At 42.5% G+C, this 22,103-nt stretch carries 14 protein-coding genes; 10 read left to right on the top strand and 4 right to left on the bottom strand.

Annotation, left to right across the window (positions count from 1 at the left end):
• Positions 1-5: 5 nt before the first annotated feature.
• The 10 genes from GSQ84_RS09225 to GSQ84_RS09180 all read left to right on the top strand — a co-directional run bounded on the left by GSQ84_RS09225 (position 6) and on the right by GSQ84_RS09180 (position 16,246).
• Complete coding sequence (locus tag GSQ84_RS09225; protein WP_158796940.1) at positions 6-3,137, top strand: TonB-dependent receptor; 3,132 nt, start codon at positions 6-8, stop codon at positions 3,135-3,137.
• A gap of 10 nt (positions 3,138-3,147) precedes the next feature.
• The gene (locus tag GSQ84_RS09220; protein WP_158796939.1) at positions 3,148-4,638 is read left to right on the top strand and encodes a RagB/SusD family nutrient uptake outer membrane protein; all 1,491 of its coding nucleotides are present in this window, start codon (positions 3,148-3,150) and stop codon (positions 4,636-4,638) included.
• A gap of 77 nt (positions 4,639-4,715) precedes the next feature.
• On the top strand, positions 4,716-7,043 hold the full coding sequence (locus tag GSQ84_RS09215; RefSeq protein ID WP_158796938.1) for a GH92 family glycosyl hydrolase: 2,328 nt from the start codon (positions 4,716-4,718) through the stop codon (positions 7,041-7,043).
• Positions 7,044-7,112: 69 nt separating this feature from the next.
• Entirely contained in the window at positions 7,113-8,507 is a 1,395-nt protein-coding gene (locus GSQ84_RS09210) for an SGNH/GDSL hydrolase family protein (RefSeq protein ID WP_216848900.1), read from the top strand.
• A gap of 25 nt (positions 8,508-8,532) precedes the next feature.
• A complete protein-coding gene (locus GSQ84_RS09205) occupies positions 8,533-9,351 on the top strand; it encodes an alpha/beta hydrolase family protein (protein ID WP_158796937.1) in 819 nt (272 codons plus the stop codon).
• A 44-nt stretch (positions 9,352-9,395) separates the two neighbouring features.
• Positions 9,396-10,580, top strand: coding sequence for a DUF4185 domain-containing protein (locus GSQ84_RS09200; RefSeq protein ID WP_158796936.1), 1,185 nt, complete (start codon positions 9,396-9,398; stop codon positions 10,578-10,580).
• Positions 10,581-10,715: 135 nt separating this feature from the next.
• Positions 10,716-11,378 (top strand): GDSL-type esterase/lipase family protein, encoded by a 663-nt coding sequence (locus GSQ84_RS09195; RefSeq protein WP_158796935.1) that lies wholly within the window; start codon positions 10,716-10,718, stop codon positions 11,376-11,378.
• A 77-nt stretch (positions 11,379-11,455) separates the two neighbouring features.
• Entirely contained in the window at positions 11,456-13,732 is a 2,277-nt protein-coding gene (locus tag GSQ84_RS09190; RefSeq protein WP_158796934.1) for a GH92 family glycosyl hydrolase, read from the top strand.
• Positions 13,733-13,898: 166 nt separating this feature from the next.
• Entirely contained in the window at positions 13,899-15,143 is a 1,245-nt protein-coding gene (fucP, locus tag GSQ84_RS09185) for an L-fucose:H+ symporter permease (RefSeq protein WP_158796933.1), read from the top strand.
• Positions 15,144-15,223: 80 nt separating this feature from the next.
• On the top strand, positions 15,224-16,246 hold the full coding sequence (locus tag GSQ84_RS09180) for a LacI family DNA-binding transcriptional regulator (protein WP_158796932.1): 1,023 nt from the start codon (positions 15,224-15,226) through the stop codon (positions 16,244-16,246).
• 14 nt (positions 16,247-16,260) lie between these two features.
• Here the strand turns inward: GSQ84_RS09180 and GSQ84_RS09175 are convergent, their stop codons facing one another.
• From GSQ84_RS09175 to GSQ84_RS09160, 4 genes are all read right to left on the bottom strand, one after another.
• Positions 16,261-18,918 carry a sugar-binding domain-containing protein gene (locus GSQ84_RS09175; RefSeq protein WP_158796931.1) on the bottom strand — a complete coding sequence of 886 codons (2,658 nt, stop codon included), beginning with the start codon at positions 18,916-18,918 and terminating at the stop codon, positions 16,261-16,263.
• Positions 18,919-19,121: 203 nt separating this feature from the next.
• Positions 19,122-19,946, bottom strand: coding sequence for an SDR family oxidoreductase (locus GSQ84_RS09170; RefSeq protein ID WP_158796930.1), 825 nt, complete (start codon positions 19,944-19,946; stop codon positions 19,122-19,124).
• A gap of 95 nt (positions 19,947-20,041) precedes the next feature.
• The gene (locus tag GSQ84_RS09165; RefSeq protein WP_158796929.1) at positions 20,042-20,932 is read right to left on the bottom strand and encodes an AraC family transcriptional regulator; all 891 of its coding nucleotides are present in this window, start codon (positions 20,930-20,932) and stop codon (positions 20,042-20,044) included.
• Between the two features lie 58 nt (positions 20,933-20,990).
• Positions 20,991-22,025, bottom strand: a complete 1,035-nt coding sequence (locus GSQ84_RS09160; RefSeq protein ID WP_158796928.1) for a YafY family protein — start codon at positions 22,023-22,025, stop codon at positions 20,991-20,993.
• Positions 22,026-22,103: the final 78 nt, after the last annotated feature.

The following is a 22,103-nucleotide window of genomic DNA, read 5'->3' as shown; positions in this document are numbered from 1 at the left end:
TTCCCATGAAAAAACAGCTATACACTCAAAAAGGTCTGTTATATCCCGATTTGCGTTTCGCGCATTATTGTTGGTTCGGGCTTCTATTGGTATTTGCTAACGGCACGCCGGTTTATAGTGAATCCCATATTTCCGGCGATGCTAAAATCAATTCCAAAATACTTTCCTATGCGGCAATTACCATAAAGGGAGTTGTGATTGATGAAAAAGGCCTGCCACTGCCAGGAGCCTCCGTAAAAGTTAAAAATGGAACAGGTGCTACAGTTACAGATGCAAACGGTATTTTCTCTTTGAACGTGCCAGATGCTGGAACTATATTACAAATTAGCTATACCGGTTACGATACTAAAGAAGTAATCGCCTCAGCTGCGGCAATGAAAGTACAACTGCAGCCAGCCAGCAAAGCACTGAACGAAGTAGTGGTGGTTGGTTATGGTACCTCAAAAAAGGCAAATCTGACTACAGCAATCAGTTCTGTTCAGGGCGATGCAATTACTGAAAGGCCAACCACATTAAATGTTCTGGAAGGTCTGGCGGGTAAAGCTGCGGGCGTTAATATCATGGTTAACTCAGGAAAGCCAGGTGGTAGCCCTGCGGTGAAGATCAGGGGTACAGGTTCTATTAACTCATCCAATTCTCCGTTATACGTAGTGGATGGCGTAGTGGGTGCAGATCCCAATTCAATAGATCCTAACATTGTAGCTTCAGTAGATATCTACAAAGATGCAGGGTCGACAGCTATTTACGGTTCGCGGGGAGCGAATGGCGTTATTGTGATCACTACCAAGACTGGTAAAAAAAACTCGTCAGATATCGCATTCAGCAACACCGTCAGTTTTGGTTATTTACAACATGAGCTACCCTTGTTAGATGCCAATGGTGCGCTGGAGATGCTGAAAAGAGAATATGATTATGTTCCCGGCAGGCTGGCACCTAATCTTGACCCATCCAGCACATTTGCCCGTAAAACTGACCTGTTCAACCCAGACGGTTCACCTAAATATAATACCGACTGGCAAAAGGCAGCTACTCAGGTGGCAGTGTCCCATCAGCATTCCCTTACCTTTTCTGGTGGAAAGGACGACTTTACCATCATGGCGAATTTCTCTTACAAAGACAATCAGGGGATTATGCTCAATAGCTATGCAAAACAGCTCAATGCCTATATCAACATTGGCTGGGATGTAAAACCCTGGTTAAATATAAAAGCCAGTTTAAATGTAGGTGGTTACCAGTCTAACAATGTAGAAGGTAATACCCTGGGTTTAAATGCAGTCAGGGAAATGTATGAGTTTTTACCCTTTCTGCCTGTTCAGTATCCTGATGGGTCCTATTCCAGAAAAGGAGACTATCCGGGTGAAGAAGATTCTGAAAATCCGGTTAAGCTGCTAAATGAAGTAAAAGACATCACCGGCAGGATTTCAACACTTGCCAACTTTGTTGGAACCTTTCATTTAGCTAAACACCTGAATTTTGTAAGCTCCTTTAGCGGTCAGCTAAACTCAAATTATGAGAATTATTTTTCAGGAAATGATGTCTTTGGCGTTTCTCAGCAGCAGGGCGGAGTTGCACAGCGTTCCAATACTTTAAATTCTGTATGGACCAATGAAGACTATTTTTCTTACGATAATACCTTTGGAAAACACCACATCAATGCTATTATAGGGGCAAGCTGGTATGATTATATCACCTCTGCAACAAAAGCTGGTTCCGAAAATTTCTTTGATAATACGTTTAGCTATAATAACCTGGGTGCTGGAAGTGTGATTGAGACACCCTATTCCGGACAGCTTGAAAATCAGCTGAATTCTTTTTATACCCGTGTCAATTATGATTATGATAACAGGTATTTATTTGGCGCTTCATTCAGGGCTGATGGCAGTTCGAAATTCCGTGGCGATAATCTATATGGTTATTTCCCTGCCTTCAATGCAGGCTGGCGGATTTCAAATGAAGATTTTTTCAAAAGTTTACTACCTGTTATCAGTGATCTGAAATTAAGGGGAAGTTATGGCCTGGTAGGTAACCAGGAGATCGGAAACTATCCAACAGTTTCCCTGTATAACAGTTCACAATCAATCTTTAATCAGCAAAAAAATGCAGCAGTGACCTTGTCAACCTTTGGTAACCCGAATTTAAAATGGGAAAAATCAGAGCAATTGGATTTAGGTTTCGATATGAGCTTTTTTAAAGGCCGTATTGCTATAGGTGGCGACTACTACAATAAAATAACCAAGGATCTGATCTACTTCGTACAACAACCAGCAACAACTGGATATGGAGGTGCTTACGAAAATCTGGGTTCCATACGTAACCGCGGTATCGAGCTGACTTTAAATACCCAAAACATTGTTGGCGGTGATTTTCAATGGAACTCAGGTATTAACTTTTCAATAAACCGGTCGAAAGTTTTAAATATCAACCATGATATTATTTATCCATGGGGAGGACGTATTATAGAAGGCGGGCCGTTAAATGAATTTTATGGTTATGTAAGGGAAGGTGTATGGACTACAGCACAAGCATCGGAAGCCGCCAAGTATGGTTATAAACCCGGTGACCTGCATTATGCAGACTTAAACCATAATGGGGTAATAGATGCGGGTGACCGAACTAATTTAGGTAATGCCATGCCAAAGTGGGAAGGAAACTTTACCAATACTTTCACCTATAAAAACCTCTCCCTGTTTATAGATCTGGAAGCCATGTATGGTAATAAACTGCTTAACCTTACCCGTTTCATCATGACAGGATCTACGCCTAATGTCAACAGTTATCAGGAAATCCTCAACGCTTATACACCACAAAGCCAAAATTCCAGCCTGGCACAGTTGCGTTTATCTACCGATCCGTATTCCGACAATCAGGTGGCCGACAGCCATTACGTTGAAGACGGGTCATTCCTGAGGGTGAGGAACATTGCATTAACCTACCGTTTTAACAAAGACTTCCTAAAAAAGATGAAGGTATCAAACCTTTCAGTGGGTGTGAACGTGGAGAATGCATTTCTTTTTACAAAATATAAAGGTTATGATCCTGAAGCTACCTCCTTCGATGCTTCTTTAAACCAGGGGGTGGATGTGTATCAATACCCTAAGCCGCGCACCTTCGCACTGAACATCAATGCTAACTTTTAATTCACCAGCCATGAAAAAGATATTTTTATCCCTCATCATTCTTTTTACCTTATGTTCATCGTGTAAAAAGTTCCTCGAAGAAAAAACAACCGGGATTTTAACCCCTGATAATTATTATAATAATTCTGCACAGATCAGGGCAGCAGTTAATGGAGCTTATCTTGGGCTAAACAGCCCTTTTGCTACCGGAATAGGTGTAGCAGTAAGTTCTGTTTTTAGTTTAGAATATATTACCGGTTATTGCCAGCGGCCAAGACCAAGCGGAAATGAAGATAACCAGTTTTTACAATTGACCGGTATCGATCAGAATAACAGTGCTTTGGAAACCTGGTGGACATCCTCGTATTATCCTATTGAGAATTGTAACAGCATTATAGCCAATGTGAGCAAAACCAGTGCGGTGCCGGCAACTGACAGGGACAATTTTTTAGCTGAAACCTACTTTCTGCGCGCCTACTATTACTTTCAATTGGTGAGACTGTACGGTAGGGTACCATTGAAAACTACGCCGACTACCAGTTTAGATAATACACAGCTGTCGCCTGCTGCTATCGGCGATATTTATACACAAATTGTTTCCGATCTGACCACGGCCGAAAAGGCAGGTTTAGCCTGGACCGATAAAACGGGACATGTTTCTCAGGGCGCTATCAAATCGTTATTGGCAAAGGTATACCTAACCATGGCTGGTTATCCCTTGAATAAAGGACAGGCATACTACCAATTGGCTTACGATAAATCTAATGAAGTGATACAAAGTGGTCAGTTCAGCTTGTTTGCCAACTATAGCGATTTACGCAACCCGGCAAATTACAATAGCGGCGAGCATATTTTTATGATCCAGCATGATGAAACTACCATATCCAATATCATGCATTTTTCTTTAATGCCCTATCCAGTCGTGCCTGTTAGCATCCAGCCTTCTTACGGTGGAGCAATGGCACCTGCATTATCATTTTATAACTCTTATGATCCGGCCGATCAAAGGATAAAGGAGGAGAATTTTTATTATACCCAGCATACACAGTATGGAAGCGCATCAACTATCATCAAATTACCGATGCCCTATATTTATAAATACTGGAATGATCAGGCAGAAGTGAGCGGCAGGGATGGTTCAAATTTTCCGCTGATCAGGTACGCAGATATTTTATTGGTCTGTGCCGAGGCTAGTGCCAGTTTAAACGGGAGCAGCACATCAGACCCCGTTGCAGTTTCAGCTTATAATCTGGTTCATCAGCGTGCTTTTCCAGGTACAACTGCCGCGGCTTCTGTTGCACTCAATGATATTTTAAAAGAACGTTACTGGGAAATGGCTTATGAATTTCAAACCTGGTTTGACATGATCAGGACCCGTAAAGCATTTGACGTGGATAACCATACCATTGTAAGCCTTATTGGTTATAAGGCCCCTTTACATAACCGTGCATTTACAGAGGCAGACCTGTTATGGCCAATACCATTAACAGAAGTCCAGAAAGATCCGAATTTGAGTAAATAATAGCTATAGAAACGTTTTCTTTCCGGAAGATACTATTACTATCTTCCGGAAATTTCATCAGTATTTTAAGAAAAGAAATGTTTAAAAAAATCCTAGGTTATCTTAAAGTTGCGGCTATTGCCGGTTTGGTATTGTTTGCACCAGTTGTTAAGGCACAGGATGCCGCATCATTGATCAATCCTTTCATAGGGGCGAGCAGTAGCGAGGCTGCCGCTGGTATTTACCATGGGCTGGGTAAAACCTTTCCGGGTGCTACAACGCCTTATGGAATGGTGCAGGTAAGCCCAAATACCATTACAGGAGGCGACAATGGTTCCGGGTATAGTTATGAACATAAAAGTATAGAAGGTTTCGCTTTCACCCAAATGAGTGGAATTGGCTGGTTTGGAGATATGGGTAATTTACTGGTCATGCCCACTGCCGGCGAACTCAAAACCAGTGCTGGTACATTGGCCGATCCTTCAGGCGGTTATCGGTCGGCTTACTTAAAATCAAGTGAAAAAGCATCAGCAGGTTATTACAGCGTCTTGCTGACAGATCATCATATCAAAGCTGAGATGACGGCTGCACCGCGCAGCGGTATATTGCGCTTTACTTTTCCGAAAAACAAACAGTCGCGGATACAAATTGATCTGGCAAGAAGGGTAGGTGGTACTTCAACGCTCCAATCGATAAAACTGGTCAATGCCAATACCATTGAGGGCTGGATGAAATGTACTCCTGAAGGAGGGGGCTGGGGCAATGGCGACGGACACGCCGATTATACCGTTTATTTTTATGCGCAGTTTAGCAAGCCCCTAAAGAACTTTGGTGTTTGGAGTGCTGCTATTCCTGGTGGGCAAAGCCGTAAACGTGAAGACGTTGAAAGTGCCAGATACCAGGAGATTGTGGCACACTCGGCTATCTTAAAAGGCATTACAGAGAAACAGGGAAAACACCTGGGCTTTTTTACCGATTTCGAAACACAGGAAAATGAACAGGTATTGTTAAAATCCGGTATCTCCTACGTGAGTTTAGCTGGCGCTAAAAACAACCTGCTTGCCGAGATCAAAGACTGGGATTTTGATGCAGCCCACCAGCATGCCGTAGGTTTATGGAACAAAGCCTTGGCTAAGGTGAACATTGAGGGCGGTACCCCTGAAGAAAGAACTGTTTTTTATACCGCCATGTACCATACCATGATAGACCCCCGTATCGTCAATGATGTGGACGGTCAGTATTGGGGCGGGGACGGCAAGATACACCGGAAGGCAGCTTTTAACAAGCGAACCATATTTAGCGGTTGGGATGTTTTTCGCAGCCAGATGCCGCTTCAAACCATCATCAACCCTTCGCTGGTTAATGATATGATCAACTCGCTGGTCACACTCGCTGCGGAGAAAAAAGAAAACTACCTGGAGCGCTGGGAACTGCTCAATGCCTATAGCGGCTGTATGTTTGGAAATCCGGCTGTTTCCGTTATCACAGATGCCTATGCTAAGGGGATACGTAATTTTGATGTGCCAAAAGCTTATGCGCTGTCGGTTAGTTCTGTAGAGAAGTTTGGTAATGGAGATCGTGGTTATACAGGTGGTTCAAACAGCATTGGTCTGACGTTGGAATACGCTTACTCTGAATGGTGCGTTTCGCAACTTGCACACTGGTTAAACCATCCTGAGGACGCTGTTAAATATGCCGCCCGCAGCCAGGATTATCACCATATTTTTGATCATGAAAAAGGCTGGTTTCGCCCTAAAGAGGAAAATGGTAACTGGGCTGCATGGCCGGAGGCTGGCAGGCTAAAACAAGGATACGGCACTTTTGAAACCAATCCCTATCAGCAAGGCTGGTTTGTGCCGCATGATGTGAATGGGATGGTCAAATTGATGGGTGGGAAAGAAAAAGTAATGGCAGACCTGAACAATCTATTTGATAAAACACCCGAGAACATGATGTGGAACGATTACTATAATCAGGCCAATGAGCCCGTACATCATGTGCCGTTCTTGTATAACCGTTTAGGAACGCCATGGCTTACACAAAAATGGACGCGGGAAATATGCCGCAGGGCCTATAAAAATGGCGTTGAAGGTTTAGTCGGTAATGAGGACGTAGGCCAGATGTCGGCCTGGTATGTACTGGCATCTGCCGGTTTACACCCCGTTTGTCCCGGTGATACGCGGCAGGAAATTACCAGTCCTGTTTTCAACAAAGTAACCCTTCGGCTCGACCCTAAATATGCTTCAGGTAAAACCTTCACCATTCTGGCTAAAAACAATAGCCCCAAAAATATATATATCCAGGGCGCAAAACTCAATGCTAAACTATACGATAAATGTTATATCGATTTTAAAGATATCGCAGCAGGGGGTACACTGGAATTAACTATGGGACCGGTGCCTAACAAAAAATGGGGCCTGAATTAATCAAATGAAGAAATCACGAAGCTTAAATAAGAGCTGTTTAATCCATTGAATACGCTAGAATTATAAATTATGAAAAAACTGTTTTATATGCTGATGGTCGGTGTCGGATTATTTTCGGCGGTGGCAAATGCGCAGACTGTAGCGCCATTTAAAGCGGGCGACCGTGTTGTTTTTGTGGGTAACAGTATAACCGATGGAGGGCATTATCATTCTTACATCTGGCTGTATTACATGACACGTTTTCCCAATATGCGGATTACCTGTTTTAATGCCGGTATAGGCGGAGATGTAATTGGTCAGATAGCAGACCGCTTTGATGCTGACGTGCTCTCCAAAAAACCAACCGTTTTAACCCTAACCTGGGGGATGAATGATAGCGGCTACTTTGAATGGAGCCGTACAGATGCACAGGAGGTTTTTGATAAAAAGATGGTGAGTACCTATAAAACATACGGGCTGCTTGCAGACAGGTTAAAACAAAACCCTCAGATCAGAACGATATTGATTGGAGGTTCGCCGTACGATGAAACCACAAAGTTTACAACTAAAAATATATACCCCCATAAGAGTGAAGCGCTGGCGTCTATCGTAGCCCATCAGGAACAATCTGCAAAAGATAACCACTGGGAATTTGTTGATTTTTTTCACCCGATGACAGAGATCAACAAACGTGAACAGTTAAAAGATTCAACCTTTAGCCTGACGCCGAATGACAGGGTACACCCGGATAATGACGGTCACCTGGTGATGGCCGCTATCTTCTTAAAAGCGCAGGGGATGGCTAATAAAGCGGTAGCGGATATTAAAGTTGATGCTGCTGGTAAACGTGTTGACAAGGCTGTAAACTGCAGCATTACGCATGTTGCGGGCTCGGTAAATTCGCTGGCATTTGATTATCTGGCTAATGCCTTGCCCTATCCGCTGGATACCATCCCGCGCAGCTGGGGCAATCACAAAAAACAGTCCGACGCACTGAACGTGATCCCTTTTAACAGAGAATTTAATCAGGAAGTATTAACCGTTAAAAGTTTGAAAAGCGGCATATATAATTTGCTGATTGACGGTGAAGCTATCGGCAGCTGGTCTGCCAAACAATTCTCAGAGGGTGTGAACATGGCCGAACTTACCGAAACACCGCAATATCAGCAGGCGATAGAAGTTCGTGAACTGAACGAAGAGCGCTGGGATATTGAACGCCGTTTGCGTATGTATATGTGGATGGAATATGACTTTTTAAAAGGAAAGAATCTGCTGTATAAGGACAATGTGGCCGCCATGGACAGCGTCAAAAAATACGCGATGAAAGATATGTTTGTTAATGGCAATAAAGATAATTACATGCGTGCCCGGTATAAAAGCCTGCGTGATGCCTGGCAAAAAGAAATGGATGTATTAACAGATCAGATTTATGCGATTAACAAACCGCGTATTCATCATATACAAATAGTGCCGACTAATAAATAAACCACCGACTTAATTCAAAATAAATATGAAGAAATTAATTCTGCTGGTATTGCTGTATACGGGTATAAGTATCAGTGCAAACGCAGCTAGTGTAGATACAGTTTTGACGCATAGTGCTTCCATGCACAAAGATCTTAAAGCGGTTGTGATTAAACCCGCTGACTATCGGGCAGGGAAAAAATTACCTGTTATTTACTTACTGCATGGCTTTAGCGGTAATTACAGTGATTGGATTACCAAGGTACCTGCCATCAAAGATCTGGCCGATCAATATCACGTACTGCTCGTGTGCCCTGATGGTGGTGTTGCAGGATGGTATTTTGATAGTCCGGTAAATAATAAATCTAAGTATGAAACTTATATCGCCGATGAGTTGGTCCATTATATTGATCAGCATTATGCTACCCTGGCTGATAAAAAGTTCAGGGCAATTACGGGCTTGAGCATGGGCGGGCATGGTGCTTTATTTCTGGCCTTTAAACATCAGGGTATTTTTGGCGCTGCGGGCAGCATGAGTGGCGGGGTAGACATCAGGCAGTTTCCAGATCGCTTCGGTATAGAGGAAGTATTAGGTAAGTATAGTGAATACCCGCAGCGATGGGAACAGAATAGTGTGGTTAATATGCTCTACCTGCTCAAACCAAATTCATTGGCTATTACCTTCGATTGCGGTTATGACGATATGATGTATGCCTCCAATCAGAAACTTCATGAGGAATTATTGGACCGTAAAATTCCGCATGATTATATTGTAAGGCCTGGCGGTCATACCTGGGACTATTGGGGCAACTCTGTAGCTTATCAGGTATTGTTTTTTAGCAAATACTTTAAACAGGCAAAGTGATCGAATCGTATAATGATAAAATGAAATGTTTTAGATCAGTTCATATGAGAGGTACTACATTTATTGGGTTGTTTTTTTGTTTTTTAAGCTTTAGAACAACTGCACAGGTAAAGAAGACTCCTAATCTTACAGATATTAAGTTTACAGTTCAGGAGGCTCCGGAGTGGTCGGCTATGCTAAAAAGAACCAGCGGCTGGTTTGGCGGTGATGGAATTTACACGATACCTTTTAACGGCCTTGAAGGTAAACAGGCAAACCAGCGGGATAGTGTCCTTTTTATTTTTAGCGATACAATGATTGGTGAAATTAAAAACAACACCATGGTGCCGGGTTATAAAATGATCCACAATTCTGCTGCTATTTTACATGGTAACCTGCCGGATAAAAAACAAATGAATTTTTATTGGGATAAAGATAGTAAAGGGAATGCTGAACCGCTTTTTGTTCCCCATACCCCTAAAACAGATACTGCAGATTATTATTGGCTGGGCGATGGTTTTGTCAATCAGGCTTTAGGGAACAGCGTTTATATTTTTGGGTATCGCGTGCGCAATGTAAGTACTGATGCATTTGGATTCAGGGAAGTTGGTAATACATTGATAAAAATCCCGGCAGGCAGCAGACCACCATTCAAGAATGTTAAACAAATGGATACACCATTTTATTTAACGGATGAGAAAGGCGATTCCGGCTCTTTTGGCGAAGGTATTTATGTAAACACCAAAAAAGCAGGTGCCCAAAATCCGGATGGTTATATCTACATCTACGGTGTTAAAGGGCAAAGAAAAAATTTACTGGTTGCCAGGGTATTACCTGAAGATTTTGAGCAATTTAAAAAATGGACCTACTGGGACGGGAAAAAATGGATAGCCGATATGAATGCTGCTGCCAATGTAACTGATGGTGTGTCAAACGAATTAAGTCTTACCGATTTACCTGATGGCCGGTATGCCTTAGTATTTCAGCTGAATGGCATGAGCACTACAGTAGGCATGCGTATAGGTGCAAGTCCGGCAGGACCATTTGGCCCTGTAATTAAACTATGGGATTGTAAACCCGACCTGCTTGAAAAAACTTTTGTGGTTTATAATGCAAAAGCACATCCTAGTTTGTCAAAGCCCGGCGAGCTGCTCATCAGTTATAACATTAACTCTACAAAATTTATTGAAGATCTGAAGGTACATCCCAATTTATACCGGCCAAGGTTTATCCGTGTGAAGTTTCAGTAAATATATCACCCCATTAACCGCAGAACGATAATCTAATTAAAAAACAGACCCAACTAAAGCATTATGATCTTACATAACAAACAGTAATGAAAAGATCATGATAGCTTCACAACCATTGAAAAAAAATATTTACTTATGAAAAAGATCATCCTTTTATTAACCGTATTTTCTTTATTTTCATTTACCGCAAAAAAGCCGGTGAACGTTGTATTCTTTGGCGATTCTATTACTGAGTATGCAGTACAGCCGAAAGGTTTTATCAGCCTGATACAGCAGCGCTTAAAGGATGAACATGCCGATGCCGATTATACAGTTCAAGGCGCCGGTATTGGAGGAGACAAGATCTATGACCTTTACCTGAGATATGAAGAAGACGTCTTAGCCAAAAAGCCGGATGTAGTGGTCATGTGGGTAGGTGTGAATGATGTGTGGCATAAGCGCCTTGCAGGTACAGGAACAGATTACAACAAGTTTGGCCGGTTTTATACCGCTTTGATCAAAAAAATGCAGTCTAAAAATATCAGGGTAGTATTGTGTACGCCAGCGTCAATTGGTGAAAAAACAGACTATAGTAACGAACTGGATGGCGACCTCAACAAATATTCTCAGTACATCCGCGAGATGGCGAAGCAATACAATTGCGGGCTGGTAGACTTCCGTACCTTATTTCATGAGTACGGCCTTAAAAACAATCCGGAGAACAAAGAGAATGGCATCCTGACAAAAGATGGAGTGCACCTCAATGACGAAGGGAACAAATACGTGGCTGATCTTATGTACAAAGCAGCCATCAAATAGGATATCTAAATTTTTCATAGCGGTATAATTTCATTGGTTTGGGAGGGTTTCCCTGATTGTAAATAATTGATTTTAAAATGGGAGTAAAGGGTTTATTTACGTGTGTTATATTACTATTTGGTGGTACTGTTTTTGGACAACAAACTAACCTGGTTAAGTATGTTAATACCCGGCAGGGTACCAATACCAAATATGAGTTTTCGTATGGTAACACCTACCCGGCTATTGCATTACCCTTTGGGATGAATACCTGGACGCCTCAAACCGGCAAGGATGGTGATGGCTGGAAATATCAGTATGCAGAAAAGGCCATTCGGGGATTTCAGCAGTCGCATCAGTGCAGTTCCTGGGTAAATGATTATGCCGTATTTAGCCTGATGCCTGTTACGGGTAACCTGGTGGTAGATGAGAATAAAAGGGCTGCTGATTTTAGTCACGATCAGGAAATTGCACAGCCCAGTTATTACAAAGTGAAGTTAAATAACAACATCACCACGGAGATCAGTCCCACAGAACGTGGTGCGCATTTGCGTTTTACTTTCCCTAAGGGTGCAGGATCTTACCTCGTGCTGGATGGTTACACTAAAATGAGCGGGGTAAAAATAGATGTTGCCAAAAGGCAGATTACCGGCTGGGTAAACAACTGCCGCTGGGCGCCGCAAAGTTTTAAGAATTATTTTGTGATCACATTTGATAAACCATTTGTTGCCTACGGTACCTGGGAGAACAAACAGAATACCACGCAAGCTCAAAATACAGCTGCAGAAGGTGAAGGCATTGGTGCCTATCTAAAATTTAAAGATGGCGAAACCGTACAGGCCAAAGTTGCCTCATCTTATATCAGTGCAGATCAGGCACAATTAACGTTAGCCACAGAACTGGGCCATTTCCGGTCTTTTGATGATACACATAAAGCGGCGGATGCAGTCTGGAATACACTGCTTGGCCGAATGAAGGTTGAGGGGGGCAGCGAAGAGCAAAAGGCTACATTTTACTCCTGCCTTTACCATGCTAACCTATTTTCCCATCAGTTTTTCGAATATGGCAAAGATGGAAAGCCCTACTACTATAGTCCTTATGATGGAAAGATACATGATGGATATATGTATACCGACAATGGATTTTGGGATACTTTCAGGGCGCAGTTTCCGCTCAATACCATCCTGCATCCTAAAATGGAAGGACAGCTTGTTGAAGCTTTATTAGATGCGCAGGAGCAATGCGGCTGGTTGCCAGCCTGGTCTTTTCCGGCAGAAACCGGCGGTATGCTCGGCAACCATGCGATATCACTGCTTACCGATGCCTGGGTAAAAGGTATACGCACCTTCGACCCGAAACGGGCTTTGGAGGCATACTATCATGAAGCTACCAATAAGGGCCCCTGGGGAAGTGCTAATGGCCGACCGGGATGGAAAGAATATTTTGCAGACGGCTACGTACCCTATACGCAGGAAACACAGGGCGCTACTGCCTGGACACTTGAGTTTGCCTATGATGATTTTTGCGGTTACCAGCTGGCCAAACAAACTGGTAACGCGCATGATCAAAATGTATTTGGCAGGCAGATGTATAACTACAAAAACCTGTTCGATCCGAAAACCAGATTTATGCGTGCTAAAGATGCCAAAGGTAACTGGATAGAACCTTTTGACCCAATGGATTGGGGCGGTCCCTATACGGAAGGAAATGCGTGGCACTGGACCTGGTCGGTTTTTCAGGATGTGCAGGGACTGATCAATTTGATGGGAGGAGATCAGGGATTTACCGGTAAACTGGATTCCGTATTTACGGAGCCGGGAACGATAAAAGTAGGTGCTTATGGAAGCGTAATACATGAGATGACCGAAATGGCAGCTTTTAAAATGGGACAGTACGCACAGGGAAACGAACCCATACACCATATGCTTTATCTCTATAATTACGCGGGCCAGCCCTGGAAAGCACAACAGCATTTGCGTGAAGTAATGGCGAAAATGTACAACGCTACAGAAAACGGTTATCCCGGTGATGAAGATGAAGGCCAAATGTCTTCCTGGTATGTACTAAGTTCTGCAGGTTTTTATAGTGTATGCCCGGGTACAGACCAATATGTAATAGGCAGTCCGGCGTTTAAAAAGATGACTATAGCCCTGGAGAATGGTCGTCAATTTACTATTGAAGCCAATAACAACAGTGACAAAAACGTATACATTCAATCGGCCACGCTGAATGGCAAACCTTATACACACAACTGGATCAGCCATCAGGATATTGTTAATGGTGGCATATTGCATTTTGAGATGGGGGCTCAACCAAATAAAGAGAGAGGGTTGGCACTCCAAGATAAACCCTTTTCATTATCGAAAATGGAATAAATAAGCGCAGGGATTTTAATCGTTGCACGATGAATGATCAACAGACGAGTGAAGGTCATCCCAATAAATAGCGGCTTTTTGGATCAAATAAACTCAAACCTTTGGTAACCTACAAAGATTTGAGTTTATTTACGTCAGTAAATAACCAAAAAATAAACCGCTGTTAATGGACGTTAAACCCAAGTTTACTGAACGCAGATATCTTGTAATCCTGTTGTTTATGGCTTCGCTTTTTATGCTGTGGGGGCTTGCCTTAACGCTAGGCGATGTATTGAACAAGCATTTTCAAAATGTGCTCAACGTTTCTAAGTCGCGCTCGGCACTTGTTCAATTTTCTATGTTTGGTGCATACGCGGTAATGGGTATCCCTGCGGGCATGTTCATGAAAAAGTTTGGTTATAAAAATGGTGTACTGCTGGGACTGTTTTTATATGCTGCGGGAGCGTTTTTATTTATTCCAGCTGCCAATACTGCATCTTTTAACTTCTTTAGGTTCGCCCTGTTTATTCTTGCCTGCGGCCTGGCAACATTAGAAACCGTTGCCCATCCCTTTGTTGCATCCCTGGGAGATCAGCGTACCAGCGATCAGCGAATTAATTTTTCTCAGGCATTTAATGGACTGGGTGGGGTGATCGGCCCTTTGATAGGCAGTTATTTTATTTTAAAAACGGGACAGGAGCATTCTAACGACCTGATATCGGTAAAACATCTCTATATTTTTATTGGTAGTGTAATTGTATTGATAGGCATAGCTTTTGCCTTTATAAAAGTTCCTCTACTTCATGACCCTCATCTTCCGGAAACCGGCTCAATAGAAACAGCTGGTGATGGGCAGGCACATAAAAAACTGTTTCAACATAAACATTTTGTTTTTGCTGCAGTAGCCCAGCTATTCAATGTGGCTGCGCAAGGTGGCACCTGGGCTTATTTCATTAACTATGGACACGAGGTAATGCATTTCAGTGATGAAAAGGCCGGATACTTTTTCTCGCTGAGTATGGTGATGATGGTATTAGGACGTGCAGCAGGTACCCTATTGATGCGGTATATTGCGCCCAATAAATTGCTGGCAACTTTTGCATTATGTAATATCCTGATGTGTGTAATTGTCGCGCAGGCTTTTGGCTGGGTTTCATTTATTGCACTGCTTTTTATCAATTTCTTTTTCAGCATCATGTTCCCCACTATATTCAGTTTGGGCTTAAAAAATATGGGCAGGCAGACCCAGCAGGCTTCATCATTCATTGTAATGGGCGTTGTTGGAGGAGGTATCTTTCCGCCGTTAATGGGGCTCGTAGCTAATCATAGTGTAGCTACCGCCTATTATGTTCCTATTATCTGTTATGCAGTGATATTTTTATTTGGTTATACTTATGGGAAGATAAAACCATCGCCTACCTATAATAGTTAAAAAATCAGTAAACCGATTTAAATTGTTGGAAAGTAACTTTAGTGAGATATATGTTTTACCTTTGGTTATAAAAAGAACACTTGAAAAAAATATCAATAGCGGATATTGCCCGTGAATTACATGTTTCAAAAACTACCGTATCTTTCATTCTGAACGGGCGTGCGGAAGAGAAACGCATAGGCAGGGAAGTCGTAGAACGCGTGCAAAAATTTATAGAAGAAGTGGGTTACAGACCTAACCCGCTTGCGCAAAGTTTGCGTACAGGTAAGTCAAATATCATTGCATTGATGGTAGAGGATATCTCAAACCCTTTTTTTGCTTCTATAGCCCGTTTGATAGAAGACCGGGCCTATAAAAACGGGTATAAGATCATTTATTGCAGTACTGACAACGACACTGTAAAAACCCGTGACCTGATCAGTATGTTCCGTGAGCGGCATGTTGACGGTTATATTATTGCCCCTCCTGAGGGTATCGAGGAGGAGATCAGTTCTTTGATCAAGGCAAAAATGCCTGTAGTGTTGTTTGACCGGCATTTGCAAAACATCAGTACCGATCTGGTGGAGATCGATAATCTTTTCAGCACGTATAACGCAACCAGACATTTAATTCAGCAGGGCTTTAAAAAAATTGCCTATATCACCTTTTCCTCTAACCAGTCGCAAATGCTGGCACGTTTGGAAGGATACCACAAGGCTTTGGAAGAAAGTGCTTACAAACCCTTTTTGAAAGAAATACCGTTCAATCAGAATGACGATTTAATTACTGCACCGATCGCCGCTTTTCTGAAGAAAAACAAAAACCTGGATGCTGTTTTCTTTGGCACCAATCACGTCGGAACCTGCGGACTCATGGTGCTCACGGATATAGGCATAAAAGTTCCGTCAGATCTGGCCGTGGTTTCTTTTGATGATTATAATGTTTTCAAATTGCATTCGCCGCCGGTGACAGCGATTGCGCAGCCGATAGAAGCGATTGCAGATAACGTCATTACAGTCCTTCTCAACAGATTAAACACATCTTCTCAACACATCAGCTCACAATCTATCATTTTGAAAACCGATCTGAACATCAGAGCGTCTTCCAAAATGATAAAAAGTTAATCATCAAACATTGCTTACTGATTGTATGCCTTTGCCTGCAAAATGTAATTCTTGCCCAATACTTTAGGGTCGATCTCTATGACAAGGATTTTAGACTCGCCCTGCATCAATGAAAAGTAGCCGTCGCTGTATAAAGCAGGCAGGATTTGAGTGCCAGATGAATTTAATAATTGTGCCCTGATTCCAAAGGCTGCGGTAGTGCCGGAGTTGTTTTTGATGGTGTAGCTTAGTAATTTATTGATGCCGTTTTTTGCTACAGTTATTCGCGGCTTGCTGACTGTTAAACTCTTGCCAACTTTGGGCATTTTATTTAAGGCCGTATAATTCAGATAAGTATTGCCTAACCAGTAAAAATTGTCAGACACTATCTTACCTTCTTTATCGGTCAGTTTAAGTTTTAGAAAATGGACATCAGATAATGCCGGTGCTGTGTTATTCGCTGCAAATACTGTAAAAGCTTCTGTAGCTGAAGTAGGCAGCACATCTATTGTTTTTGATAAACTATATTCTGGTACAATTTTGCCATCCATATTATAAACCGTTGCCTTTGCAGTCAGTCCATTTAAACCATAAGGTTTATTGTTAATGATCTTGATGGAATTTGTTGCCGCGTTCCATTGGATATGAACAGGCTCGCAAGCTGTTTTAGCTCCAAAATAAGCCCCTGTAAGATCGTAGTAATAATCATAGGTCTGCCAGATCATTGATGGATATGCAGATTGGCTCATCCAGATCAGCATTCCGGTTGCGTCTTTCCACATATGGTCGTTCCATGCCTCAAACATGGCTTTCATGGTTTCCACATTTTGCATTTGAGCCTTTTTGCAAAAATCTTCTATTGATGTGGGCTTACCATAACTGTCATTGATGTTGTTAATGTATTTCACCGGGTCTGAGCCGCCGCCCAAAGCTCCGTCTGTACTGAAATAGTGTTTTGCCCATAGGTTAGTTTTGCTGTTTACAGACTCAGGAGTAGGGGCAACCCAGTAATCGCGGGGCATGAATTTTTTAAAACTCTCCACATTGACAAAGGTGGCGGTACCCAGTTCGCTGCGCATACCGTAAGAATCTTTAGAAAAGAGGTAGCCATTATGCGGATCGGTAAAGTAAGTTTTAGGATCGAGGTTATTCCATAAGCCGCTGCCGGATAACATCCTGCTGCCGCCATGGATGGAAAAGTTGGGATTGGTTTCTCCGGCATTGGATCGTGCAATGTACAGCCTGTCGTTACCATCGTTATCCTTAATCGCAGTTTTTATTACGTTACTTAATGCACTATTCGGGTCGCCACCAGGGGCACCTTCATTGGCACCGCACCAAATTACTATTGAGGGGTGGTCCCTTAACTTTTTTATCTTTTCAATAGCATTGCTTTTAAATATGTTTAAGCTATCAATCTTTCCATAATTGTTGAGCCAAAAGTCGTCCCAAACCATGATGCCGTACTTATCGCAATATTCATAAAAGGCTTCGTCGGTCACTTCACCCGTCCAGTTTCTGATCATATTAAAATTCATGTCCTGATGAAACCGCACACGGGTTTCATAATCTTTACCACGGGCCTTAAGCATATAGTCGCTCATCCCCCAGTTTCCTCCCTTAACCAATATGGGTACGCCATTTATATACAAGCGCAATGGCCCGTTTAGTGTTGTCGTATCCGAGGTGATTTTTCTGATGCCAAAGTTTTTCGTCACTACATCAGAAGATACATGGCCATCCGCTTCAAAACTAGCCTTGAGGGTGTAAAGATGCTGCGTTCCATCTGGTTTTCCTCCGTATCCGTTTGGCCACCATAATTTTGGATTGTTAATATGTAGTTGCGGAAATTGCTCCTGGTTATAGTAGATGGTTTGGGTGCTGTTTGCGCCAACTGAAATTTTAGGCCCCGTAATTATGATGTTGCCTGGATTGATCGTTAATTTTACCACTCCGGTTACTGTTTCCGGTGAGGTGTTTTTAAGCCGCAGATTAACTTTTAAGTCGGCTGCAGACTTATTCTGGATGTTGGATTGAACCCATGGATCTTCAACAGTGACAGGGCCTGTAGCGGATAAACTAACCGTATCCGTTATACCGCTGTTTAAGCCGGGTACGGCAGGCATCCAGTCCCAGCTGCCACTACTGATGTAAGTAGGGCTTTCCCAGTTGGCCAATGGATGATTATGGTCAGGATCATGACGGGGAGGTACAACGAGTACTAAGATTACGTTGGCGCTCTTTTTTCTCAATATATCCGTAATATCATAAATACCCCGCTCAACAATTCCTTTTATCGTGCCTATATGATGACCATTTACATAAATTTCGCCGCGCTTATGAATCCCATTAAAGTTTAACCTGACTCTTTTATTTGCCGGGAAAGAGGTGGCAGGAAATTCACTGCGGTACCAGAAAGGCTGGTTATATTTTGCATTATCTACTTTATAAATATTATCAGCAAAGTCTGGGTTAAGCTCCCTGCCGGCTTTCACATAAGCGTAGAAAACTGTTCCTGGTACTACGGCATTGATCCAGTCTTTTGTAACAAAATTGGGTTGTGATAATTGCGATATGGTGTAACCATTCCCGCTTTCGGGATGCAGCATCCATTTCAGGTTGATTTTCTGGGCATATAGGGTACCGGGCAGCAGCAAATATGCGATGATAAACACGCGGACAAAAGATTTCATATAAGGTTTTAAAATTCAAAGCAATATAGTGAATATTTACTAAACCGATTTATTTCTATTTAAATAGCGATTTAAGCAGATTATTCCTGGATCGGATTGCTTGATGAATTTAAAATGGTCTTCTATGATGTACTGCGTTTGTCCGGTTTTTGCCGATAAAGAGGAAAACGGCAGCTTAGATTTAAACTGCCGTTTTTAACAAGCTAATCTTTTTCGCTGGCCAGTGCAAGATCCCTTTGTGCGTCAAGTGCATCCAGCCTTGAAACCAAAGCAGCACGCATGTCACGGTAGGCATCACCACCAAGTGCAAGTCGCAAAGGGGCAGGAGAAATGTTCACGCTGTCAATGATCGCCTGTACTGTGATGTCAACATTGTTTTTGATAGGGAATGTTCCTGCAGCAACGGCGCGTCTTACATCACCTGCCGGGGTGTTTTCATAAGCATCCAAAACAGGCGCTGGTGCCATGCCGGTAGCGAAGGAGGTATGGTGTGCTCCGGGTTCAACAATGGTTACGCCAATGTTAAGTGGTGCCACTTCCTTGGCGAGCGTATCGCAAAATCCTTCTACAGCCCATTTGGTAGTGTGATAATAGCTAAAGTTCGGATAAGTGGTTTGGCCACCAGCTGATGATAATTGGAGGATGCGACCAGAACCTTGTTTTCTCAAATGAGGCAAGGCAGCACGTATAACCTGGATGGAGCCGATAATATTGGTATCCACCTGCTGGCGTATCTGTTCATCGCTGGCTTCTTCAGCGGCACAAAATAAAGCGTAACCTGCATTATTTACTATAAAATCTATTTCGCCTAAATCTGCAAAAGCCTGATCCACTACTTTTTTGATCGCTGCGGTGTCTGTTACATCAAGCGTTGCTACCCATAATTGATCTGCATACTGTGCCTTCAGATCATCCAATGCATCTGTTTTACGTACAGTGCCTACAACACGGTGGCCCTGCTGCAATAGTTTTTCGGTAAGTGTTCTACCCAAACCGGTAGAGGTACCTGTGATAAACCATGTTTTCATCTTTTTCTCTGTTTAATTAATTCTCAGACAAAACTATTGAAAGCGGCCATCAGCCGTTAACCCGGTTCAAACCAATACCGACCTTAAACAAACATTTACCGAAATGAGGAGGGGGTATGTCCCGTATAGCGGCGAAATGCTCTGGTAAAATGAGTTGCTTCCTCAAATCCCAGGCTGTTGCTGATCTGGCTGACAGACCAGTTAGAATGCATGAGCAATGTCCTGGCTTCCTGCATCACCCTTTCGTTGATAAGCTGAGTGGTGGTTCTGCCGGTAATTTCTTTAAGCACACGGTTCAGGTAGTTAGTATGTACAAACAACTTTTCTGCATAATCCTGAGGAGACCGCAGTTGTAATTGCTGATTTGGGGTAACCAGAGGAAACTGATCGGCAATTAGGTTTTTAAAAGCATCGGCAAGACGTGTAGCAGCGGTCTGGCTACGCAATTCAGGATCCGGTTCTAGTTTCAGTGCACCGTGAATGCATTCCAATACGTATAAAAACAGCAGATCATACTTTTGTGAATAAGTCGATGCTTGTTCCGTGAGCATTTTTTGGAAAAGGCTTTCAAAAAATGCTTTATCCTTTTTTTCTAGTCGGAATACCGATTGGGCAGAGCCATTAAAAACGGCCCAATCGACCGGCCGGATGTAGGTGTGCACGGGTAGAAAATCCTCGGTGAACATACAGCTATAACCGCTGCAACTACCCTCGTGCACGTCCCATCGGTAAGGATTCTCGCGGTTGGTGAAAACCAATGCCCATTCGCCTGAATTGAACAGGTATTCCTGGTCACGATAATGATATGAGGCATGCCCAGTGATCAATGAAACCTTATAGAAATCTTTGCGGCTGTAAACACTGGTAGCCTTAACGCTTTCTGCGGAAAAATCATCCAGACGGACGGCTGTAAAGTAACCACCGAAGTAATCTCCGGTTTTGCCAATCTCAGGTGCGTAAACATTGATGGAATGCTGTTCAATCATGATCTGGAAATGCTAAAGGTGTTTACTTGTATAATAAGCGGAGCGCAAATATCGTGGTTTAATCTCCATCCTCACCTTTTATAACTGTATATAATTCCAGTGTTTTATTTAATTGGGCTTTCATCTGTTTTACCAATATTCTTGGTCCTAACACACGCATTTTAGCGCCAAAGCCTAATAATTCCCGCTCCAACTCAAAGTTTAAGATCACTTTAATACTAAATATCTTTCCATCAGATTCATCCCTTAATAATTTTTGTGTATGATGTAGCGGCTTAGTAATTACATAGGGGGCGTTATCATTATCCACCCAAAATATAACCTCACAATCACGCTGGCCAAGTGATTTCGTAACCCCAATACAATCATTATAATATGTGGACAGGTCTAATGTTTCGTTTTCCCTATAGTCTGCTTCATGTTCTTCAATGGTTTGTATCCTGTCCAGCGCAAGATTCATAAGCTTGGGATTCCGATCATGTTGCATCCCTAATACAAACCATCGGTTACGGTATTCTTTAAGCAGATAACCATTAAAGCAAAAAGTGCTGGCTTGCCTGGCTTTGAAGGATCGATAGGTAATACACATCGTTTTCTTCGCTACGATAGCTTTACGTATGACCTCTATCCATTCTAATCCTTTCAGATTATCATTCTTTTCAAAATCAACTATCGGCAGGCTATGCATTTTCTGCGAATAGATCTTGTCTTCCAGTTTACTCACCATTTCGTTAAGGTCGGTAAAATGGCTAAAGCCTTTAAATTGCTTTAACAAATCTGATACTTCAGTCAACACCTGCATATCCTGCTGATTTAAAGGACTATTTGTGATGCTGTAATTTTTATCGCTGTAAGTATAAAACTTCTTGTCAATCACCACAATAGGTGCTTCATAACCTAACTTATTGCTGCGCATCATTTCCATGTCTGCCTGTATAGTTCTTCGGCTCACGCCGGTATTAATACCCTGGTATTCATATAGTGCCTCACTACAGGCTTCAATCAGGTCTTCGAGGGTCCATTTCTTAAATTTGTTCTGCAAACACTGATCAAGGGTACGGTAACGGATAAGGGCATTGCGGTTAACAGGCATAGAATGAAAATTATTTTGATGAATTTATGAATTAATTTTTACTGCGCAAATAGACTGCGCAGAGCCTATATTTCTTTG

The sequence above is a fragment of the Pedobacter sp. L105 genome, from assembly GCF_009765875.1.
Lineage (GTDB): Bacteria > Bacteroidota > Bacteroidia > Sphingobacteriales > Sphingobacteriaceae > Pedobacter.
Note: the sequence above shows the minus strand (reverse complement) of the source record. Positions and strands in the feature narration are given on the sequence as shown.

Coding starts and splice junctions, on each gene's coding strand:
- GSQ84_RS09210 (WP_216848900.1), top strand. CDS start 7,113: ATGAAAAAACTGTTTTATATGCTGATGGTCGGTGTCGGATTATTTTCG.
- GSQ84_RS09215 (WP_158796938.1), top strand. CDS start 4,716: ATGTTTAAAAAAATCCTAGGTTATCTTAAAGTTGCGGCTATTGCCGGT.
- GSQ84_RS09220 (WP_158796939.1), top strand. CDS start 3,148: ATGAAAAAGATATTTTTATCCCTCATCATTCTTTTTACCTTATGTTCA.
- GSQ84_RS09225 (WP_158796940.1), top strand. CDS start 6: ATGAAAAAACAGCTATACACTCAAAAAGGTCTGTTATATCCCGATTTG.
- GSQ84_RS09175 (WP_158796931.1), bottom strand. CDS start 18,918: ATGAAATCTTTTGTCCGCGTGTTTATCATCGCATATTTGCTGCTGCCC.
- GSQ84_RS09160 (WP_158796928.1), bottom strand. CDS start 22,025: ATGCCTGTTAACCGCAATGCCCTTATCCGTTACCGTACCCTTGATCAG.
- GSQ84_RS09195 (WP_158796935.1), top strand. CDS start 10,716: ATGAAAAAGATCATCCTTTTATTAACCGTATTTTCTTTATTTTCATTT.
- GSQ84_RS09200 (WP_158796936.1), top strand. CDS start 9,396: ATGAGAGGTACTACATTTATTGGGTTGTTTTTTTGTTTTTTAAGCTTT.
- fucP (WP_158796933.1), top strand. CDS start 13,899: ATGGACGTTAAACCCAAGTTTACTGAACGCAGATATCTTGTAATCCTG.
- GSQ84_RS09165 (WP_158796929.1), bottom strand. CDS start 20,932: ATGATTGAACAGCATTCCATCAATGTTTACGCACCTGAGATTGGCAAA.
- GSQ84_RS09170 (WP_158796930.1), bottom strand. CDS start 19,946: ATGAAAACATGGTTTATCACAGGTACCTCTACCGGTTTGGGTAGAACA.
- GSQ84_RS09190 (WP_158796934.1), top strand. CDS start 11,456: ATGGGAGTAAAGGGTTTATTTACGTGTGTTATATTACTATTTGGTGGT.
- GSQ84_RS09205 (WP_158796937.1), top strand. CDS start 8,533: ATGAAGAAATTAATTCTGCTGGTATTGCTGTATACGGGTATAAGTATC.